Origin of the sequence: Donghicola eburneus (genome assembly GCF_900115865.1) — a bacterium.
Taxonomy (GTDB): domain Bacteria; phylum Pseudomonadota; class Alphaproteobacteria; order Rhodobacterales; family Rhodobacteraceae; genus Donghicola; species Donghicola eburneus.
Genome location: NZ_FOXY01000001.1, coordinates 123,505 through 139,501, shown reverse-complemented (window position 1 = coordinate 139,501; position 15,997 = coordinate 123,505). Strand labels below are relative to the sequence as shown.

The 15,997-nt window shown below is 60.9% G+C and carries 13 protein-coding genes; 7 read left to right on the top strand and 6 right to left on the bottom strand.

Annotation, left to right across the window (positions count from 1 at the left end):
- Window positions 1-94: 94 nt before the first annotated feature.
- On the bottom strand, window positions 95-1,384 hold the full coding sequence (locus BM225_RS00615) for a calcium-binding protein (protein WP_072706020.1): 1,290 nt from the start codon (window positions 1,382-1,384) through the stop codon (window positions 95-97).
- A gap of 243 nt (window positions 1,385-1,627) precedes the next feature.
- On the bottom strand, window positions 1,628-4,180 hold the full coding sequence (mprF, locus tag BM225_RS00610) for a bifunctional lysylphosphatidylglycerol flippase/synthetase MprF (protein ID WP_072706019.1): 2,553 nt from the start codon (window positions 4,178-4,180) through the stop codon (window positions 1,628-1,630).
- Between the two features lie 257 nt (window positions 4,181-4,437).
- Here mprF and BM225_RS00605 point away from each other — a divergent pair, with 257 nt between their 5' ends.
- A complete protein-coding gene (locus BM225_RS00605; protein ID WP_072706018.1) occupies window positions 4,438-6,990 on the top strand; it encodes an outer membrane protein assembly factor BamB family protein in 2,553 nt (850 codons plus the stop codon).
- 8 nt (window positions 6,991-6,998) lie between these two features.
- On the opposite strand, the gene BM225_RS00600 is transcribed toward BM225_RS00605, so the two are convergent.
- Complete coding sequence (locus tag BM225_RS00600) at window positions 6,999-8,039, bottom strand: fatty acid desaturase (protein ID WP_072706017.1); 1,041 nt, start codon at window positions 8,037-8,039, stop codon at window positions 6,999-7,001.
- 509 nt (window positions 8,040-8,548) lie between these two features.
- Window positions 8,549-9,325: a helix-turn-helix transcriptional regulator gene (locus BM225_RS22260; RefSeq protein ID WP_177218550.1), complete on the bottom strand. Its 777-nt coding sequence runs from the start codon at window positions 9,323-9,325 to the stop codon at window positions 8,549-8,551.
- A 357-nt stretch (window positions 9,326-9,682) separates the two neighbouring features.
- Between BM225_RS22260 and BM225_RS00590 the strand changes: the two genes are divergently transcribed.
- The 6 genes from BM225_RS00590 to BM225_RS00565 are packed head-to-tail and all read left to right on the top strand — an operon-like array spanning window position 9,683 to window position 13,426.
- Complete coding sequence (locus tag BM225_RS00590; RefSeq protein WP_072706015.1) at window positions 9,683-10,822, top strand: amine dehydrogenase large subunit; 1,140 nt, start codon at window positions 9,683-9,685, stop codon at window positions 10,820-10,822.
- Between the two features lie 2 nt (window positions 10,823-10,824).
- On the top strand, window positions 10,825-11,352 hold the full coding sequence (locus tag BM225_RS00585) for a MauE/DoxX family redox-associated membrane protein (protein ID WP_072706014.1): 528 nt from the start codon (window positions 10,825-10,827) through the stop codon (window positions 11,350-11,352).
- Between the two features lie 27 nt (window positions 11,353-11,379).
- Window positions 11,380-11,967: a methylamine dehydrogenase accessory protein MauD gene (gene mauD / locus BM225_RS00580; RefSeq protein WP_072706013.1), complete on the top strand. Its 588-nt coding sequence runs from the start codon at window positions 11,380-11,382 to the stop codon at window positions 11,965-11,967.
- Window positions 11,968-12,000: 33 nt separating this feature from the next.
- The gene (locus tag BM225_RS00575) at window positions 12,001-12,525 is read left to right on the top strand and encodes a methylamine dehydrogenase light chain (RefSeq protein ID WP_072706012.1); all 525 of its coding nucleotides are present in this window, start codon (window positions 12,001-12,003) and stop codon (window positions 12,523-12,525) included.
- A gap of 4 nt (window positions 12,526-12,529) precedes the next feature.
- On the top strand, window positions 12,530-12,979 hold the full coding sequence (locus BM225_RS00570; RefSeq protein WP_072706011.1) for a c-type cytochrome: 450 nt from the start codon (window positions 12,530-12,532) through the stop codon (window positions 12,977-12,979).
- Window positions 12,980-12,997: 18 nt separating this feature from the next.
- Entirely contained in the window at window positions 12,998-13,426 is a 429-nt protein-coding gene (locus BM225_RS00565; protein ID WP_072706010.1) for a c-type cytochrome, read from the top strand.
- Between the two features lie 69 nt (window positions 13,427-13,495).
- Here BM225_RS00565 and BM225_RS00560 read toward each other — a convergent pair whose 3' ends face one another.
- Window positions 13,496-14,932 (bottom strand): NAD-dependent succinate-semialdehyde dehydrogenase, encoded by a 1,437-nt coding sequence (locus BM225_RS00560; RefSeq protein WP_072706009.1) that lies wholly within the window; start codon window positions 14,930-14,932, stop codon window positions 13,496-13,498.
- A 3-nt stretch (window positions 14,933-14,935) separates the two neighbouring features.
- Window positions 14,936-15,982, bottom strand: a complete 1,047-nt coding sequence (locus BM225_RS00555; protein WP_072706008.1) for a tartrate dehydrogenase — start codon at window positions 15,980-15,982, stop codon at window positions 14,936-14,938.
- Between the last annotated feature and the right edge of the window lie 15 nt (window positions 15,983-15,997).

Genomic DNA, 15,997 nt, shown 5'->3' with positions numbered 1-15,997 from the left:
AATAAGGTACAGTGCCCGAGGCATGCACCCCCATGCGACAAAACGCAAGAGGCCCCCGAAGGAGCCTCTTTTGGATTTCAGGATCGCGGCCCGATCAGAAGTCGAAGCTGTCCGCCGTCAGCAGAGTGGCATCAACGTCGGTTAGCGTGATGCTGCCCCCCGAGTAGGTCACGAGCGCATCCGCACCGCTGTCTGTGATCGTGATATCCGCGAAAGTCTCTTCCAGTTCCGTATCGATCTTGATCAGGTCCACGCCGATCTCGAAGTCCGAAATGGTGTCAGCGCCATCGGCGTCTTTGAAGATAAAGCGATCTTCGCCCGCACCGCCGGTCAGAGTGTCATCGCCCGCGTTCCCGAACAGACGGTCGTTATCCGCACCGCCATCCAAGACGTCATTGCCGGCGCCGCCCTTCAGGCGGTCTTTGCCATCGCCGCCGTCCAGCGTGTCATTTCCACCGTTGCCGAACAGGCGGTCATTGCCAGCCTCGCCCGCAAGGCTGTCATTGCCCGCGCCGCCTTTGATCATGTCGCGGCCCTCTCCACCAGAGATCGTGTCGTCGCCCGCACCGCCAAAGAGACGGTCTTTGCCACGGCCACCGTCCATGTCATCGTTGCCGCCATTGCCGCGCATCCGGTCGTGGCCGCCGTTTCCGACGAAACGGTTGTCGTCCGAGTTGCCCTCAAAGTCGTCGCGGTCGTCCGACCCGTCATAGCTGTCGTCGTCGTGGTAGCGCGTGTAGGAACCAGGCACGTAGGCCGCGACAAGAGCGTCAATGTCGGTCAGGTCAGGTGTGCCCTCGCCTTCTGCAACCTCGGCGTAATAGCCAGTGGTGGCATCTAGCTGATAGACACTCCATTCGGTCCCATAGGAATAGGTCTCAACCTCGACCACGTAGTCGCCCGAAACGGTATAGGTTTCGTTTGCGTCGATGGTTTCCTGCTCAAGGGAGCCGTCGTCTTCGACCTCGTAAACTGCAGTCACAGACGTGCCTGTTGCATCCAGCACAAAGCTGTACAAATCACCCGAAAGGCCACCGTGATCGTCGCCCGACCCGTCGTGGTCGTCGTCAGAGCCATCGTCGTCGTCAGAACTGGAAGACGTCGTGCCGGCCGCCACGATCTGCGCCAATGTGGTGCTGTCGACGGTGCCGTAGCCTTCTGCGATCTCGCGCCAGTAGCCGGTAGTCGCGTCCTCTTCGTAGATTTCGTACTCGGTCTGGCCGTTTTCGGTTTCGGTCTTGACCACATAGCCATCAAGCAGGCTGTAGGTCTCGTCCCAATCGATCCCCTCAGCCTCAAGTGTGCCATTATGAGAGACTTCGAATACGGCTGTGATGGCGCCAGTGTTGTCGAAGGTAAAGCTGTACAGGTCGTTCGAGGACATCGTCGTGCTCCGTTAGTGCGTCTGAGATTGACCCAAAGATGACCGAAAAACAGGCAGGTTGATAATCGTCGGAATGTTAGATTTTACGTCAAGAACGGATATAGACCTGAAGTTTAGGGCCCGATTTCGTGGAATTTTCCTATATCATTCGGGGGATATCAGGTGTTTCGAGCCGCTTGGGAGCGGTGCGCCAAACGCGATCATTTTGAAAGAATAGGACAACGATCCCCTGCGGGAATCAGATCACGAGGTCTTTGATTGGCGCAACCGCTGACGCCGAGGCAACCCGGACACCAAGGATGCCATGTCGCTCATGATCACCAAAGGCGAGACGTTTGGTGGCAGCGCGACATAGCGCGGGTGCCATTCGGGGTCGAACCACTGCTTGAAAGTGCGCAACGCTTCGAAACTGTCGAACGCGCCGCCGTGACGATAGATCAAGCGGCCAAACTGGTTCCATGTCCGGCCCACTGTTTTGTCCGACAGACCTGCAAGCGGCGCGATGCCCAAACTGAAATACTGCGCGCCCGTCTCGGCTGCATAGGCCATAGAATGTGACAGCAGGGTGCCGATGATCTCTGCCCCTTCTTCGGGGCGATATCGCAGCAAATCGACGCCTTGGGTCTGGCCGTTATTGGCCGGCAGCAGGTTGGCAAACGCCACGATCTGGCCTGCGCGGCGCAGCACCGCAATCTCGAAATTCGACAAATACTCGGGTGCGAACAGCCCGACCGAGAATTTTTTGTCCTGCCCAGAGGCACCGTGAAGCCACGCATCAGACACCTCTTTGAGCTCTGTGAAAACGTGGTTGTGCGGCGGATGCAGGACCTCGAAGGTCAGGTCAGTCGGGGGTGTTGTGCCGCGACCCTTCAGGTTCACGATGGCCTCGTCCCCGATCCGGTTCATACCAAAGCCCAGATCGGTCCAGATCGGCAAATGCGCCTGACTGACGCCATACAGCACTGGTCGGGCATTGGCCCGCGCCGCCTGATCAATGAACTGCGCCCCAAGGCTTGCAAACCGCTCTGGGTTGCCAATCGGATCACCAAAGGCCACCCAGCGCCCGCGATACACCGCATACATCAAAAAGGCATCGTTCTGCTCGGAAAAGAGCAGCTTTTTGTCTCCGGTCAGGGCCAGCCAGCCTGCGGGATCTTGGGTCTGCTGCAAGATGGCGGCCGCGCGGGCCATCGGGTCTGGTGCCGAGCCGCTGCGCTGCTGTGTGGGGCGCAAAGCCAAGAACAAACAGAAGAAAAGCAGCATTGCCGACGCCGCCAGCCCAGATCGCAGCGCCCGAGGCGTGTCAGAATCCGGCGCAAATTCGACCCAGAGATCGGTGGTATAGGGCACCGTGCGGTTCACATAGTAGGCAAAAGCCGCCGTGGCACAGACCACCGCCGTCATCATCAGGAACCAACGCGGGCCAAAGACGCCTTGGGTCAGCGGGCCGTGGCGGTCAAAGGACTTGTGCAGGGGCAACAGCGCCAAGACGCCAAGCGAGAGGACGAGCGCACTTGGCCAGTTGCCACCGTCCAGCAGCGCCCCCGCAGCGCCGCCCAAGAGTGTCACAATCGCCAGCCAATAGGCCGAAGACACCCGCCGCGCGAGGCCGTGCGCGATGATCAGGAGCGTAACCCCTGCCACGGCAGAAGCGAGCGTGCCGCCCTCGCGGAGCAGTGTGGAGATCAGATCGCCTTCGGCCATTGCGTCGGTCCGCACGGACGGGATCATGGTAATCGCGAGCAGATAAATCCCGTATCCAAAGGCCACCAACCCCGTCAGCGACGGCACGAGCCCGTGCAAGGTCGACAGCGCGGGCTGCATCGGCGCTGGCAGGCGGGACAGCAAGCGGCCCACCCAGCCGCCAGCCACGCGCGCTTCGTTCAAGGCGACAATCAAAAAGCCAATTGCAAAGGGGACGAGATAGTAGATCAAGCGGAACAGCAGTAGCGCGGCGGCGGCATCCCCCACAGGAACGTCGGCGGGCAGCGTGCCGATCACAACCGTTTCGAACACCCCCACCCCGCCGGGCACGTGGCTTAGGACGCCGACCATCATGGCCGTCGAATAAATCGCGACAAAGGTTGCGAAATCCGGCTTGCCCGCAGGCAGCAGGATCCACAAGGCAAACGAGGCGCTGGCAATATCGAGGAGCACTACGATCACCTGCCCGCCCAAATCGCGCGGCGGCGGCATGCGCAGCTGATAGCCCATCACAGTCAACCGCCTGTCGGCAAAGGACATCCAGACAATCAACGCAACGGACACAGCAAAGAGACCGCCCGCGACGACACGCACAGTCATAGGACCATATGGCAGATAGCCGATCACGGCGTGGGGATGGACCGCCAACGCAGCCAATCCGACCAGTGTGAGCCCCGTCCCAAGCGCAAGCCCGATGTAACCCGAGATAGCCGCAACCTCGAACGCATTCAAACCATAGGCAGAATAGATCCGGTAGCGGACTGCACCGCCCGACACGACACTGACACCAATCGTATTGCCAAAGGCGTATCCCAGAAAACCGCCAAGGGCGACGATCCCGCCGGACAAGGATTTCCCGATATAACGCAGGGCGTAAACGTCATAAAAGGCCAGCGCGACATAGGCGACAAACGTGCCGCCGATGGCCCCCCAAAGCGCCGTCCACGGAGTTGATTTGATCTGGGCCAGGATCGCGCCGGAGTCCACATCACGCAGCAAATGGAGCAGCGCGTAAATGCCCATAGCAAACAGCACAGCCCCCAGCAGGATCGGAAACGCCCTGCGCAGAACCTGAAGAGTTTGACCCGACACGTGTGCTCCTGCCCTTTGGAATTGTGCTGCTATGGCACAGAACGGCTGCGGTATGGAATGACTTCTCATGATCAAACTGCGCGATCCGCGGGATTTGTAAAGTAGGACCAAACGCTTCCCTGCCGTCACGTGGCCCGTTTGTGCCGACCTTGGGGGCCAAAATGGGTCACCGACCCACTCCGTTTGATATCTTTCGCAGTGGGGAGCGAAGCGTAAACTCTCGTCAGGATTGTTCAATAGGTCAGAGGAAGCAGGGGATGACGACAACGCACTGGAACGGGCTGACCCTCAGCTATCTATCACAAGACGAGTTTGATGCAGTGCTCGACGGGGTCCACCGGAATGCTCAACTTCTACTGACGAATACTTCCTCCGACACGACCCCGACGCTCTACTACCAAGTCGCCGTGCAGGACGAAGAGGGCAACGGATTAGAAGGCTGGCCCCTGCCTGTGGATTCGGGAGGCTTTGCCACCTTTCCCAACGGCGGATTAATCACGCTGGACGCGGGCGAGAGCCTGATTGTTCAGAACTGGCTCAGCGGCGTCTACGAGACACGGTTTGGCAACACCCCGCCAGAGGTCGGCGAGACCGCCACCTACAGCTTTACCTTCTACATCAGCAAAACTCAGGATGCTTGGCGCGATCTGTCACTACTGCAAGACGCTGACGTGACAATGTCGCTGACGGTCCCGATCACCTTTGTGAACACGGACGGAGCCGCCCTGCCCTCTGGCGATCAGAACCTGTCGGGGACATTTACGCTGCCCGCGGGGATCGACCGTGTGATGGTCGAGGTGGGCACAGAATATGGCCAGTGGTACAGCGTCGAGAGCACGATCAATGACGGCAAGCTGCGGTTTTCTGTCGATGTTCCCGAGCGGGACGATTGGTTCGTGCGCGTCTCTGGCGAAGAGATCGAGAGCGCGGTCTACACCGGCGCCGATCTGGACGAGCGTATCCGCGAAACGCTGTTGGAGACGGACGCAACGCCGGATGTGTTCACGGTGGGCACCGCGATGGACACGGACACCGGATTTTGGCGCGGGGCCGCCTCTGAAATGGAGGGGACGTTTGTCGCCATCCCCGGACAGGAGAATTGGGCCGGATCGACGGATGAAGAACGTGCCGATCACAAGGAAAACAGCACGCTAGTCAAAATGACCTTTGACGGTGATGTCTTGTGGACCCACGACACCGGATGGGAGGCGTGGGGCGGCGCCATGTCCGAAGACGGCGCGTTCGTGGCCTATCTGACCACACCGCACACAGGCCCCAGCGGCTATACAGGCGATCTGGTTGTGCTGGACGGCACCGATGGCAGCGAAATCTGGCGGGAAAGCTATGGCCAGACCGGCAACCGCGCGATCGAAGGCCTAGAGATCGGGATGAACGCCTCAGGGACGCGGCTCTTGTCGGGCGGCAGTTTCGGCAATCTGTCCATGTACAACGTTCGCAAAGGCAACATGATCTGGGACAGCACCTTGGTTCAGGGACAGGTGCGCAAGATCGTCTTTTGCGAGGATGGCGAGTCCGTGCTGGTCGGCGCAGGAGACAACTATCTGTACAAGTTGGACACCGCGACCGGTGATCTGATTTGGAAGGCCGAGATCGGCGGCTGGCCCTTTGTGAACGGGCTCGACATCTCGCCCGACGGGACCAAGGTGGCCGTGGGCACCAAGTCCAAGGAAGTGTCCGTCATCGACCTCGACACCGGAGATGTACTCTGGCGCAAAGAGGCGTGGATGGACGCGGTGTTTTCCCCCGATGGAGCCTATGTGGCGGATTCCTCTGGCGGGATTTATGACGCGGAAACGGGCGATCTGATCGGCAATTCGGGGCGCTATGGGACGGTGCAGTTTAGCGCGGACGAGCAATGGCTCTATCAGGCGGACCGCGGCGGGATCACGGTCAGCGACCTGACCGGCGCGACCGAAACCGGATACGAGGACGCCTCAGACACCACCCGCGATGGCGGCGAACAAGCTCAGTGGTCTTTCCTGACCGAGAACGATGGGTACTTTGTGGTTCTGGGGCGCGACATGTCCGACCCGTCCGAGCGCGGCATCACCATCTGGGAAAACGAGGCGGCTTTGAACAGTGATGGAGAAACCCTGCGCGGCACACGTGGGGCAGATGATCTGGATGGAACCGCTGGGGGCGACAGGCTGATCGGCAAACGTGGCGGGGACACTTTGTTGGGGCTGGAGGGCGACGACACCCTGATCGGCGGCGATGGCAAAGATATTCTGGCCGGCGGGATCGGAGAGGACACCGCCCTCTTCAAAGGCGACGACGACCTGACCATTGATCTGTCGAGCATCCGGTTCCAGAACACCGGCCAAGGGCAAGACCGATTCATTTCGATCGAGAATGTGATCGCAGGGCGCGGCGACGACAGCCTGACGGGCTCTGACCAAGACAATACGATAAAGGGCAACGCTGGGGCAGATACCATCACCGGCGGCGAAGGTCAGGATCGGCTCTATGCGGGGCGAGATAGCGACGTCGACACCTTTGTCTTTACCGACACCGAGGACAGCGGGCCGCGAGCGCGCGAGCGGGACAAGCTCTATCAGTTCAACGCAGGCGAGGACCTGATCGACCTGTCAGCTATTGATGGAAACGAGAACAAGGCCGGATCGCAGGCTCTGAAGTGGTCGGACAGCGCCGCTGCCTACTCTGTCTGGGCCGAGGATACGGGACGTCACATGCTGCTGAGTGCGGATGTGACAGGTGACGGGCAAGCAGATTTCTCGGTGCTCGTCACGCGGATCAATGTATTGACCGAAGGTGACCTGTTGCTCTGAGCCGCGGCTCAGGCAACAGCCATTTCATTGCGCAGAAGCGCCGCATATTCGCGGAAGGTCAGCAGGCGACGGGTTTTCACGTCCCACAGGTGACGGCGTGCGCAGGCGAAGCTTTCGCCAATGGTCAGCTGCTGCGCCTCTCCCAGCGCGGGGTAGTCGCGCAGAACTTCAGGCAGACGGTAGAACGGAATACGGCTGTACAGGTGGTGCACGTGGTGGATGCCGATATAGCCCACCATCCACGCCATCCAACCGGGCATGATGTAATGCGAGCTGCCGTGCAGAGCCGCGTGGTGCAAATCCCAATCGGTGCTGTCATCCCAGCAGGTCTCTTCGAACTGGTGCTGGATGTAGAACAGCCACACGCCCACAGTCGCGCCCACGACCACAGAAGGCAGCCATACCAGCAGGATCGCGGACCAGCCGCCGATCAGCCAGAACACCGCCAGCAGACCAAGGATCGCCAGATTGGTGCCCATTGCGCTGGTCCAGTAGCGACGCTCGTTCATCAGACCCAGCGGGATGCGGTTCTGGAACAGGAACAACAGCGCAGGCGCCAAGCCGAACAGGAACAGAGGATGACGGTACGCGCGATAGCCCAGACGCCCCCAGAAGCCGCGCGCGCGGTATTCCTCGGTGGTCAGGGTGGTCACGTCTCCCATGCCGCGCTTGTCCAGATGGCCCGCAGCCGAGTGGTGCACCGCGTGAGTTTGACGCCATACTGCATAGGGGGTGACGGTCAGAATGCCCATCATGCGGCCCAGCATGTCCTGCGCCTTGCGATTGGGCAGCAATGAGCCGTGCCCGCAGTCGTGCTGCAGAATGAACGCGCGGACCAGAAACAGGCCTGCAACCGCCGCGACGGGTAGTGCCAGGATCGGCAAAACACTCGACAGCCAAATGCCCACACCCCAAAGCGCCAGAAGCGGCCCCAGAGTGACGGCGATTTCGGTGATGCTACGGGACAGTACGGGATCACGATACTTGGCAAGCACCCGCACCCATTCCCGCTCGGTGCGGATCACTGCTTCGGTTTTCTCTGCGTTCATTGTCCGGCTCGTTCACTTTTTTAATGGGGCTCCATTCGCAAAAACGAACAAGCCGTGCGCCGATTTACACAAAACACACCTATCGAGAAAGAAGAATTGCAGATGAGCCCGCCCTTTGACAGTCAATCTATGCGAATGCGCTCGCCAAAGTTTGTGCCCGCAATGGGTGACGTAGGGGCCACTTGGACAGGGCCGCTGCCGCCTAGGATCAACCAGTCCGTGGCGCATTTTAGTGGCAAGACGGACTTTTCACGCGTGAAAATTGACGCACAACGTCATGAAAACGTTGACAGAGTGCGGGAGCTATGTAGCGCGCCTTCAAGCGCCGGTCGCATCGAGCACTGAATGCGATGCTTACAGATCCCGCCCCTTCACGGTATCTGGCGCGCTCTCTTTCTGAGCGTAAATCAAGCCAGAGCGCTGCGTCCAAAGGGCGCGTGCGCTAGCAAAATTATTTCCGAGGTATCGTCGGAAATCAGCAGATTTCATGGGTCATTCGGCGTCAACGCTCAGGCGCGCAGGGTCTCGGATGGCCTTTCGCCGAACATCTGGCGATAGGCGGCAGAGAACCGCCCAAAGTGCGTAAACCCATGATCCAGCGCGGCTTGGGTAACGTTGACCTGACCAAATTCACCTTCGCGCAGGATGCGGTACACATCGCTCAGGCGGCGCGACGTTAGCATCTCGTCCAGACGAAATCCGGTTGTCGTCTGGCAAGCAGTCCGCAAATCCGTCCGCGACATGTTGAGGTGTTTCGACAACCGCGAGACGGTCATTTCCTCGGCTGGAAGCTCTTCGCAGGCCTCAAGGATCCGCTTCAGCACGACCACGTCGTGGTGATTATTGCGCAAAACCCGCGCCTCTGGATAGCCGAACAGCAGCGACAAGCGGTCCATCACTAGCTCCGGTAGCATCGTCGTCAGGCCCTTGGCCTCGCTCGCACTGCCCGCCATGCCGATCAAACCTCTAATCCATGCCCCTACGGGCTTGGCAACCTCGGACGGCAAGGTCCGGCCCGTCAGCATGTCGTCCGGCACCTCTTCTCGCGCAATCGACGCGATCACAAACTCTGTCTTTTCAGCCACGTAGCTGACATGTTCGTGCCCGCCGGGCAAAACAGCGACCTGTCCGTTGAATACCTCGTTCTTGAACAGGTCGTACATGTGCCCTGCCCCCATGACAAAGCCGATCGCGACCGTGCCATCGTTCACTGACACCTGCTGTTCCAGTCCCTGATTCATCGCTTCGTGGGTCAGCGTCAGCGTGCCGTAATCAACGGATTTCACGAATCCCTCAAAGCAACCGGGGGTCAGTTGACGATAAATTTGATCAAATTTTGGGAGCGCCTTTTCCTGATCCACAAAGCTTGAAAATTTATGCTCTGAAATCTGCGGATCGGACGGCGCGCGACACAAGACTTGGTCGGGAACCATGTAAATATCCTGAAAACAAGGGGAGTGGTCTTATTCTTCTTTCTATTGCTGCGCCTGCAAGACGCCTTTTGTCAAAGCGTTACATTCTACCGCACGAACAGTTTTCGCAGAGTGCTCGATTTTTGCGCAAATTTAATGGGGGAACGTGGATAGTCCGGTGCTGCACCTGCGGCATAGCCTGATCGGGAACTCACCGACAGGAGACCAAGAATGAAATACAGTACCGCCATGGCTCTGGCCTTGATGGCTCTGGCTGCGCCCGCCGTTGCGCAAGAGGCCATCGAGCCCGAAACCCTGACCGTCAAAGAAACCATCGATCCGGGCCACAACGTGTTCGTCATGGATCAGGCTTGGGCCGGTCCCAGTTCTGTCTACGTGGTGGGCTCGGACGAACTGACAATGAAGGGCAACGTCGGCCCCGGCACCGTGGGCCAGATGACCCTGAACGCGGCGGGCGACACCCTGTTCACCTCCTCGGTTTACATGGAGCGCTACACCTTCGGCGATCTGACCGCGGTTGTGCAGGAGTGGGACGTCCAGACCCTGAAGCTGAAGCGCGAGATCGAAGTGTCCAACAAGATGGCACAGGTCGAAAGCCAGCCCGGCTTGCTGACCTTTGTCAGCGGCGAAGACTACCTGCTGGCCCAGAACGCGACCCCCGCGACCTCTTTGTCGCTGGTCGATCTGGCGGCGGGTGAGCAAATTGCCGAAATCCCGATCCCCGGCTGCTGGCTGGCCATTCCCGCGACCGAGGGCATGAAGTTTAGCACCATCTGCGGCGACGGCACTCTGAAATCCTTCACTTTCGAGGCGGACGGCACATATTCCGAGCCCGCAAGCTCCGAGAAGATCTTTGACGTCGATGACGATGCACTTTTCAGCAACCCGACCCGCGTCGGCGAAAATCTGGTGTTCGTCTCGTTCACCGGCAATCTCTATGTGGTTGATGACAGCGGCGAATCCGCTGTGCTGCTGGACAAATTCTCGATCACCGAAGGCACTCTTGGCGGTTGGGCCCCCAGCGGGTCGGAGCTGATCGCCTATCACGCGCCCTCTGACACCGCGTTCGTCCTGATGCATTCGGGCAAGTATGACGGCAGCCACAAGAACGCAGCCGAAGAAATCTGGGCCGTCAACATGACCTCGAAAACCGTGGTCGGCCGTGGGCACGCGCACCACGAGAATGGCCTAGCCGTCACCCAGACCGAAGCCCCGATCATCTTTGCCGCCAGCGAAGAAGGCGCTCTGGTCAAGTATGACGTGACCCTTGGCGACGAAGTCACCTTTGAGATGGCAGGTGAATTCGAAGGTCTGGCCGGCTTCCCGACCCTGATCAAGCTGGATCAATAAGCATGGCAGATCTGGGTTCATATACCTCGGCAGCGGCGGTCTGTTTCCTGACCGCAGTGCTGGTGCGGGCAGCCCTGCACAAATGGCAGAACTATCCCGAAACGGTCGGCTTTGCCCAAGGCTACGGGCTGGTCCCTGACACCATAACACCCGCAATTGTCCGGTTTCTCGCCGTCATCGAGCCGCTGATCGTGTTGGGGTTGCTGCTGCCCCTCACGCGGGAGGGCGCGGCTCTGGCCGCTGCGGGGCTGTTCGCAGGGTACGGCGTCCTGATGACGCTGGCCCTGCGAGCGGGCCGCGACCGGATCGACTGCGGCTGCGGGGGTGCGCCCCAGATCGTGTCGGGGCTGACTCTGGGCCGGAACGCTGTGCTGGCGCTGATCGCCCTGTCCGTCGCGCTGCTGCCTTCGGGCACCGTGGGGCCGGCAGGCGCGGCTGTGGCGATTGCCACGGGGCTGACCTTTTTCGCGATCTACTCGGTCGTGGAAAAGCTGGCCTCGCACCTGCCCAACATCCGCCAGACCCCGTGACTTGACGTAAGACACAAGGATAATTTCATGGAACTTCTTATCTTTTCGAACATCGCCCTGTGGATTGCGGTTCTGGTGCAGATTGCGGTGATCTTTGCCCTCGCCCGCCAGATCGGCATTTTGTACGAGCGTGTGTCCCCCGTGGGCGCGATGATCAGCGACTCTGGCCCCGACATCGGCGTACGGGTACCCGCCCTGACCCTGCCCAACTTGAACGGCGCGGAACTGCCCCTTGGCGGCCCAGAGGGACGCGCGCAACTGGTGTTCTTCTTGTCCACCACCTGCCCGATCTGCAAGGCCCTGCTGCCCGCCCTGCGCTCTATCCGCGATGACGAAGGCCGCTGGCTGGACGTCGTTCTGGCCTCGGATGGCCGCGAGGCCATCCACCGCCGCCTGATCGAATCCGAGAACCTGCAAAGCTTCCCCTACGCGCTCAGTTCCGAGCTGGGGATGACCTTCAAGGTCGCCAAGCTGCCCTTTGCCGTGCTGATCGGCCCCGATGGCAAAGTCCGCGCCAAAGGTCTCGTGAACAGCCGCGAACAGCTCGAAAGCCTCTTTACCGCCTCGGAAACCGGCATCGCCTCGGTTCAGGCCGCCGCTGCCCTGCCGGCCTGATCCATCCCGAATTTTCTGACAAAGGAAACCAACATGAACAGTCTGTTTGACCGTCTCTTCTCCAAGCTCGACAAAGTGGTCGAGACCCGCACCCGCGCAAGTGCCCGCGAATTCGGCCGCCGCAGTTTTCTGGCCCGCGCAGGTGTGTCGGTGCTGGGTGCCGCCGTCGCGACCCCGATCCTGCCCTTCGACCGCCGTGCCTCTGCCGCCGGAGCCCTGCCCGAGGACGAGTGCAGCTACTGGCGCCACTGCGCGTTGGATGGCAACCTGTGCTCGGCTTCTGGCGGCTCGCTGACCTCGTGCCCTCCGGGGTCGACCGTCTCGGCCGTATCTTGGGTCGGCACCTGCTCGAACCCTGATGATGGCAAGGACTATCTGGTCAGCTACAACGACTGCTGTGGCAAGCCGACCGTGAATTCGGCAACCTTCTGCTACACCTCCGAAGGCGAGCGCCCCGGCTACCGCATGGGCCTGTATAACGACATCAACTGGTGCATGGCGAACACCGACAAGGGCTACCACTGCACCGTGTCGGTCGTGGTTGGCCTTGCGGAGTAACCCGATGCATCTGAACTATTTTGCAGCCCGTGTCGCGGGCTGCCTGATCCTTGGCGCCAGCCTCCCTGCGCAAGCCCAAGAGATCGACGGAACGACCCTATTTAACGACAACTGCGCGGTCTGCCACGCCGAGGGCGGCACCGGAAACCCTGGCTTTGCGCCACCGTTGAACCGCCCTGCCTTCTGGCAGGCCATGGACGCGCCGACTGATTATGTGGCCGCCGTAGTCATCGCCGGATTGCACGGGACTATGACCGTGGATGGCCAGATGTATGCGGGCCTGCGCATGCCGCCTCTGCCCCAGATCGAGGACGCTGAGCTGGCCGCCATCGCAACATATGTCGCGGGTGAACTCGGGGAAACCGAAGCCGACGCCACTGTCGAAAGCGTCGCCGCCGTACGCGCGGAATTGCCGGACAATGCCGCCCTGATGGCGGCGCGTCCGGCTGAATAACCGAAAGGAGCCGCACCGATGAAACGACTCTTTGCCCTTGGGCTGATCGCCCTGACAGCCAGCCCTGCCACCGCCGAGATGTCGGCGCGCGGCAACTACATCCTGCGCTGCACAGGCTGCCACGGGATCGAAGGCATGGGCACCGCAGAGGGCGGCGTCCCCCCATTCCCCGGCTCGGTCGGCCATATCGCCAACACCGAGGCGGGCCGTGACTACATGATGCACGTTCCCGGCGTGATCGCCTCGTCCCTGTCGGACAGCGAAATCGCGTCGGTCATGAACTATGTCATTGCGACCTTTGACACCACCGAGGCCCCCGACTTCACCACCCAAGAGGTCACCCGCCGCCGCGCCTTGCCGATGACCGATATCGTCGTCGCCCGCCGCGCGGTGGTCCAAGAACTAGAGACAAAAGGGATCAGCATCGTCGATTACCCTTGGCCATAAACCACTCACATCAGAACGCATTGGGGCCGCCGGATCATTCTGGCGGCCCTTTTTATTGCTTTACGCGGATCAGAGCCCACCAAAGTGGAAGGCTTTGGTTTCTAGGTATTCCTCAATCCCCTCCTGCGCGCCCTCGCGGCCCAGGCCCGAGGATTTGACGCCCCCGAACGGGGCCTCGGCATGGCTGACCGCGCCGGTGTTCAGGCCCACAAGGCCCGCCTGCAACGCCTCGCCCACGCGGAACGCGCGCGCCATGTCTGTGGTATAGAAATACGCAGCGAGGCCGAACGGCGTGCCGTTTGCGATGGCCAGCGCCTCTTCCTCGGTCTCGAACTTGAAGATCGGCGCAACGGGGCCAAAGGTTTCCTCGGACGCCAAGCGCATGTCGGTAGTCGCGCCCACCAGCACCACAGGGTCCGCGAACCCTTCGGCCAAGTCGCGCTCGGCGGTGGCTTTGGTCGCGCCTTTTGACATGGCATCGGCCACATGCGCATCGATCTTGTCGATGGCGGCGGCGTTGATCATCGGGCCGATCATCGCGCCCTCTTCGGTGCCTGCAGCGACTTTCAACGCATCCACCTTGGCCGCCAGAGCCGCAACGAACGCATCATGAATGCCCGACTGCACCAGAATTCGGTTGGCGCAGACGCAGGTCTGCCCCCCATTGCGGAACTTCGAGGCCATGGCGCCCTCGACTGCGGCGTCCAGATCGGCGTCGTTGAACACGATGAACGGCGCGTTGCCGCCCAATTCCAGCGACATCTTTTTCAGGGTCGGCGCGCATTGTTCCGCCAGCAGAGCCCCCACGCGGGTCGAACCGGTAAAGGACAGTTTGCGCACCACGGGGCTGGAAGTCAGGGTCGCGCCGATGACTTCGGGGCGGCCCGTCAGGATGTTCAGGACGCCCTTGGGGATGCCCGCCCGCTCGGCCAAGACACCCAAGGCCAGCGCCGAATAGGGCGTGAAGTCCGACGGCTTGATCACCATGGTGCAGCCCGCCGCGAGGCCCGGCGCGACCTTGCGGGTGATCATGGCGTTCGGAAAATTCCAAGGGGTGATGATCGCGCAGACACCCACGGGCTCTTTCATCGCGAAAATCTTCTTGCCCGCGACAGGCGACGGGATGATGTGTCCGTTGATGCGGCGCCCCTCTTCGGCGAACCAGCGGACGAAGGATGCGCCGTACAGGATCTCGCCCTTGGCCTCGGCCAGCGGTTTACCCTGTTCGCAGGTCAGGATCATCGCCAGATCGTCGGCGTGTTCCAGCATCAGATCGTACCACGCCATGAGCAGGTCCGCGCGTTCCAGATGGGTCTTGGCCTTCCACGCGACCATCGCCTCTTCGGCGGCGGCGATGGCTTCGGTCGTTTCATCGGCCGTGCAGTCCGGCATATGGCCCATGGGCGCGGCGGTGGCGGGGTTGATCACCGGCATATCATCGCGGGCAATCCAGTCACCGTTGATCAACGCGGCCTGACGGAAAAGATCGGGATCGTTCAACTGCATGGCTCAAGCCTCCAGCGCGGACAGGATCGCCGCTGTGATTTCGGATGTAGAGTTCAGGCCCGGACGGATGCCGATGCCCTGTCCCGTGGCGGCCTCAATCGCTTTCAGAACAGCGGCTGAGGCTTCGGTCTGACCCAGATGGTCCAGCATCATCGCCCCCGACCAGATCGCCGCGATCGGGTTCGCGATGTCCTGCCCCGCGATATCGGGGGCCGAGCCGTGGACAGGTTCGAACATGGACGGCAGCGCGCGATCGGGGCTGATATTGGCCGAGGCCGCAAACCCTAGCCCGCCCTGAATGGCCGCCCCAAGATCGGTCAGAATATCACCAAAGAGGTTCGAGGCGACGATCACGTCCAGATCCTGCGGGGCCATCACCATCTTGGCGGCCATAGCGTCGATATGCATGTGGCTGACGGTGACTTCGGGGCAATCGGCGGCAACCTCGCGCGTCACCTCGTCCCAGAACACCATCGAGAATTTCTGCGCGTTGGATTTTGTGACCGATGTCAGATGCTTGCGGCGCATCATCGCCTGTTCAAAGCCGAACCGGATGATCCGTTCCACCCCTTCGCGGGTGAAAATGGCGGTTTCAACAGCGACCTCGTTGCCCTGCCCCTGATGGACACGGCCACCGGCGCCGGAATACTCGCCTTCAGTGTTCTCACGGATACACAGGATGTCGAACCCTTCGGCCTTTAGCGGGCCTTCGACACCGTTCAGCAGGCGGTGGGGCCGAATGTTGGCGTATTGCTTAAAGGCTTTGCGGATCGGCAGCAGCAGCCCGTGCAAGGATACCGCATCGGGCACCGTCGCGGGCCAGCCGACCGCCCCCAGATAGATCGCATCGAAGTCCTTCAGCGTCTCGATCCCGTCGGCGGGCATCATGGCCCCATGCTCCAGATAGTATTCGCAGGACCATGGGAACGTCGTCGGCTCCAACGCGAAACCGAACTTGGCGGCGGCCGCGTCCAGCACCTGCATCGTGGCCTGGGTCACATCCACACCGATGCCATCACCGGGGATCAGAGCGATCTTGTAGGGGGTCATTCATAGTCTCCTTTG

Coding starts and splice junctions, on each gene's coding strand:
- BM225_RS00615 (WP_072706020.1), bottom strand. CDS start 1,384: ATGTCCTCGAACGACCTGTACAGCTTTACCTTCGACAACACTGGCGCC.
- BM225_RS00605 (WP_072706018.1), top strand. CDS start 4,438: ATGACGACAACGCACTGGAACGGGCTGACCCTCAGCTATCTATCACAA.
- BM225_RS00600 (WP_072706017.1), bottom strand. CDS start 8,039: ATGAACGCAGAGAAAACCGAAGCAGTGATCCGCACCGAGCGGGAATGG.
- BM225_RS00590 (WP_072706015.1), top strand. CDS start 9,683: ATGAAATACAGTACCGCCATGGCTCTGGCCTTGATGGCTCTGGCTGCG.
- BM225_RS00585 (WP_072706014.1), top strand. CDS start 10,825: ATGGCAGATCTGGGTTCATATACCTCGGCAGCGGCGGTCTGTTTCCTG.
- mauD (WP_072706013.1), top strand. CDS start 11,380: ATGGAACTTCTTATCTTTTCGAACATCGCCCTGTGGATTGCGGTTCTG.
- BM225_RS00575 (WP_072706012.1), top strand. CDS start 12,001: ATGAACAGTCTGTTTGACCGTCTCTTCTCCAAGCTCGACAAAGTGGTC.
- BM225_RS00570 (WP_072706011.1), top strand. CDS start 12,530: ATGCATCTGAACTATTTTGCAGCCCGTGTCGCGGGCTGCCTGATCCTT.
- BM225_RS00565 (WP_072706010.1), top strand. CDS start 12,998: ATGAAACGACTCTTTGCCCTTGGGCTGATCGCCCTGACAGCCAGCCCT.
- BM225_RS00560 (WP_072706009.1), bottom strand. CDS start 14,932: ATGCAGTTGAACGATCCCGATCTTTTCCGTCAGGCCGCGTTGATCAAC.
- BM225_RS00555 (WP_072706008.1), bottom strand. CDS start 15,982: ATGACCCCCTACAAGATCGCTCTGATCCCCGGTGATGGCATCGGTGTG.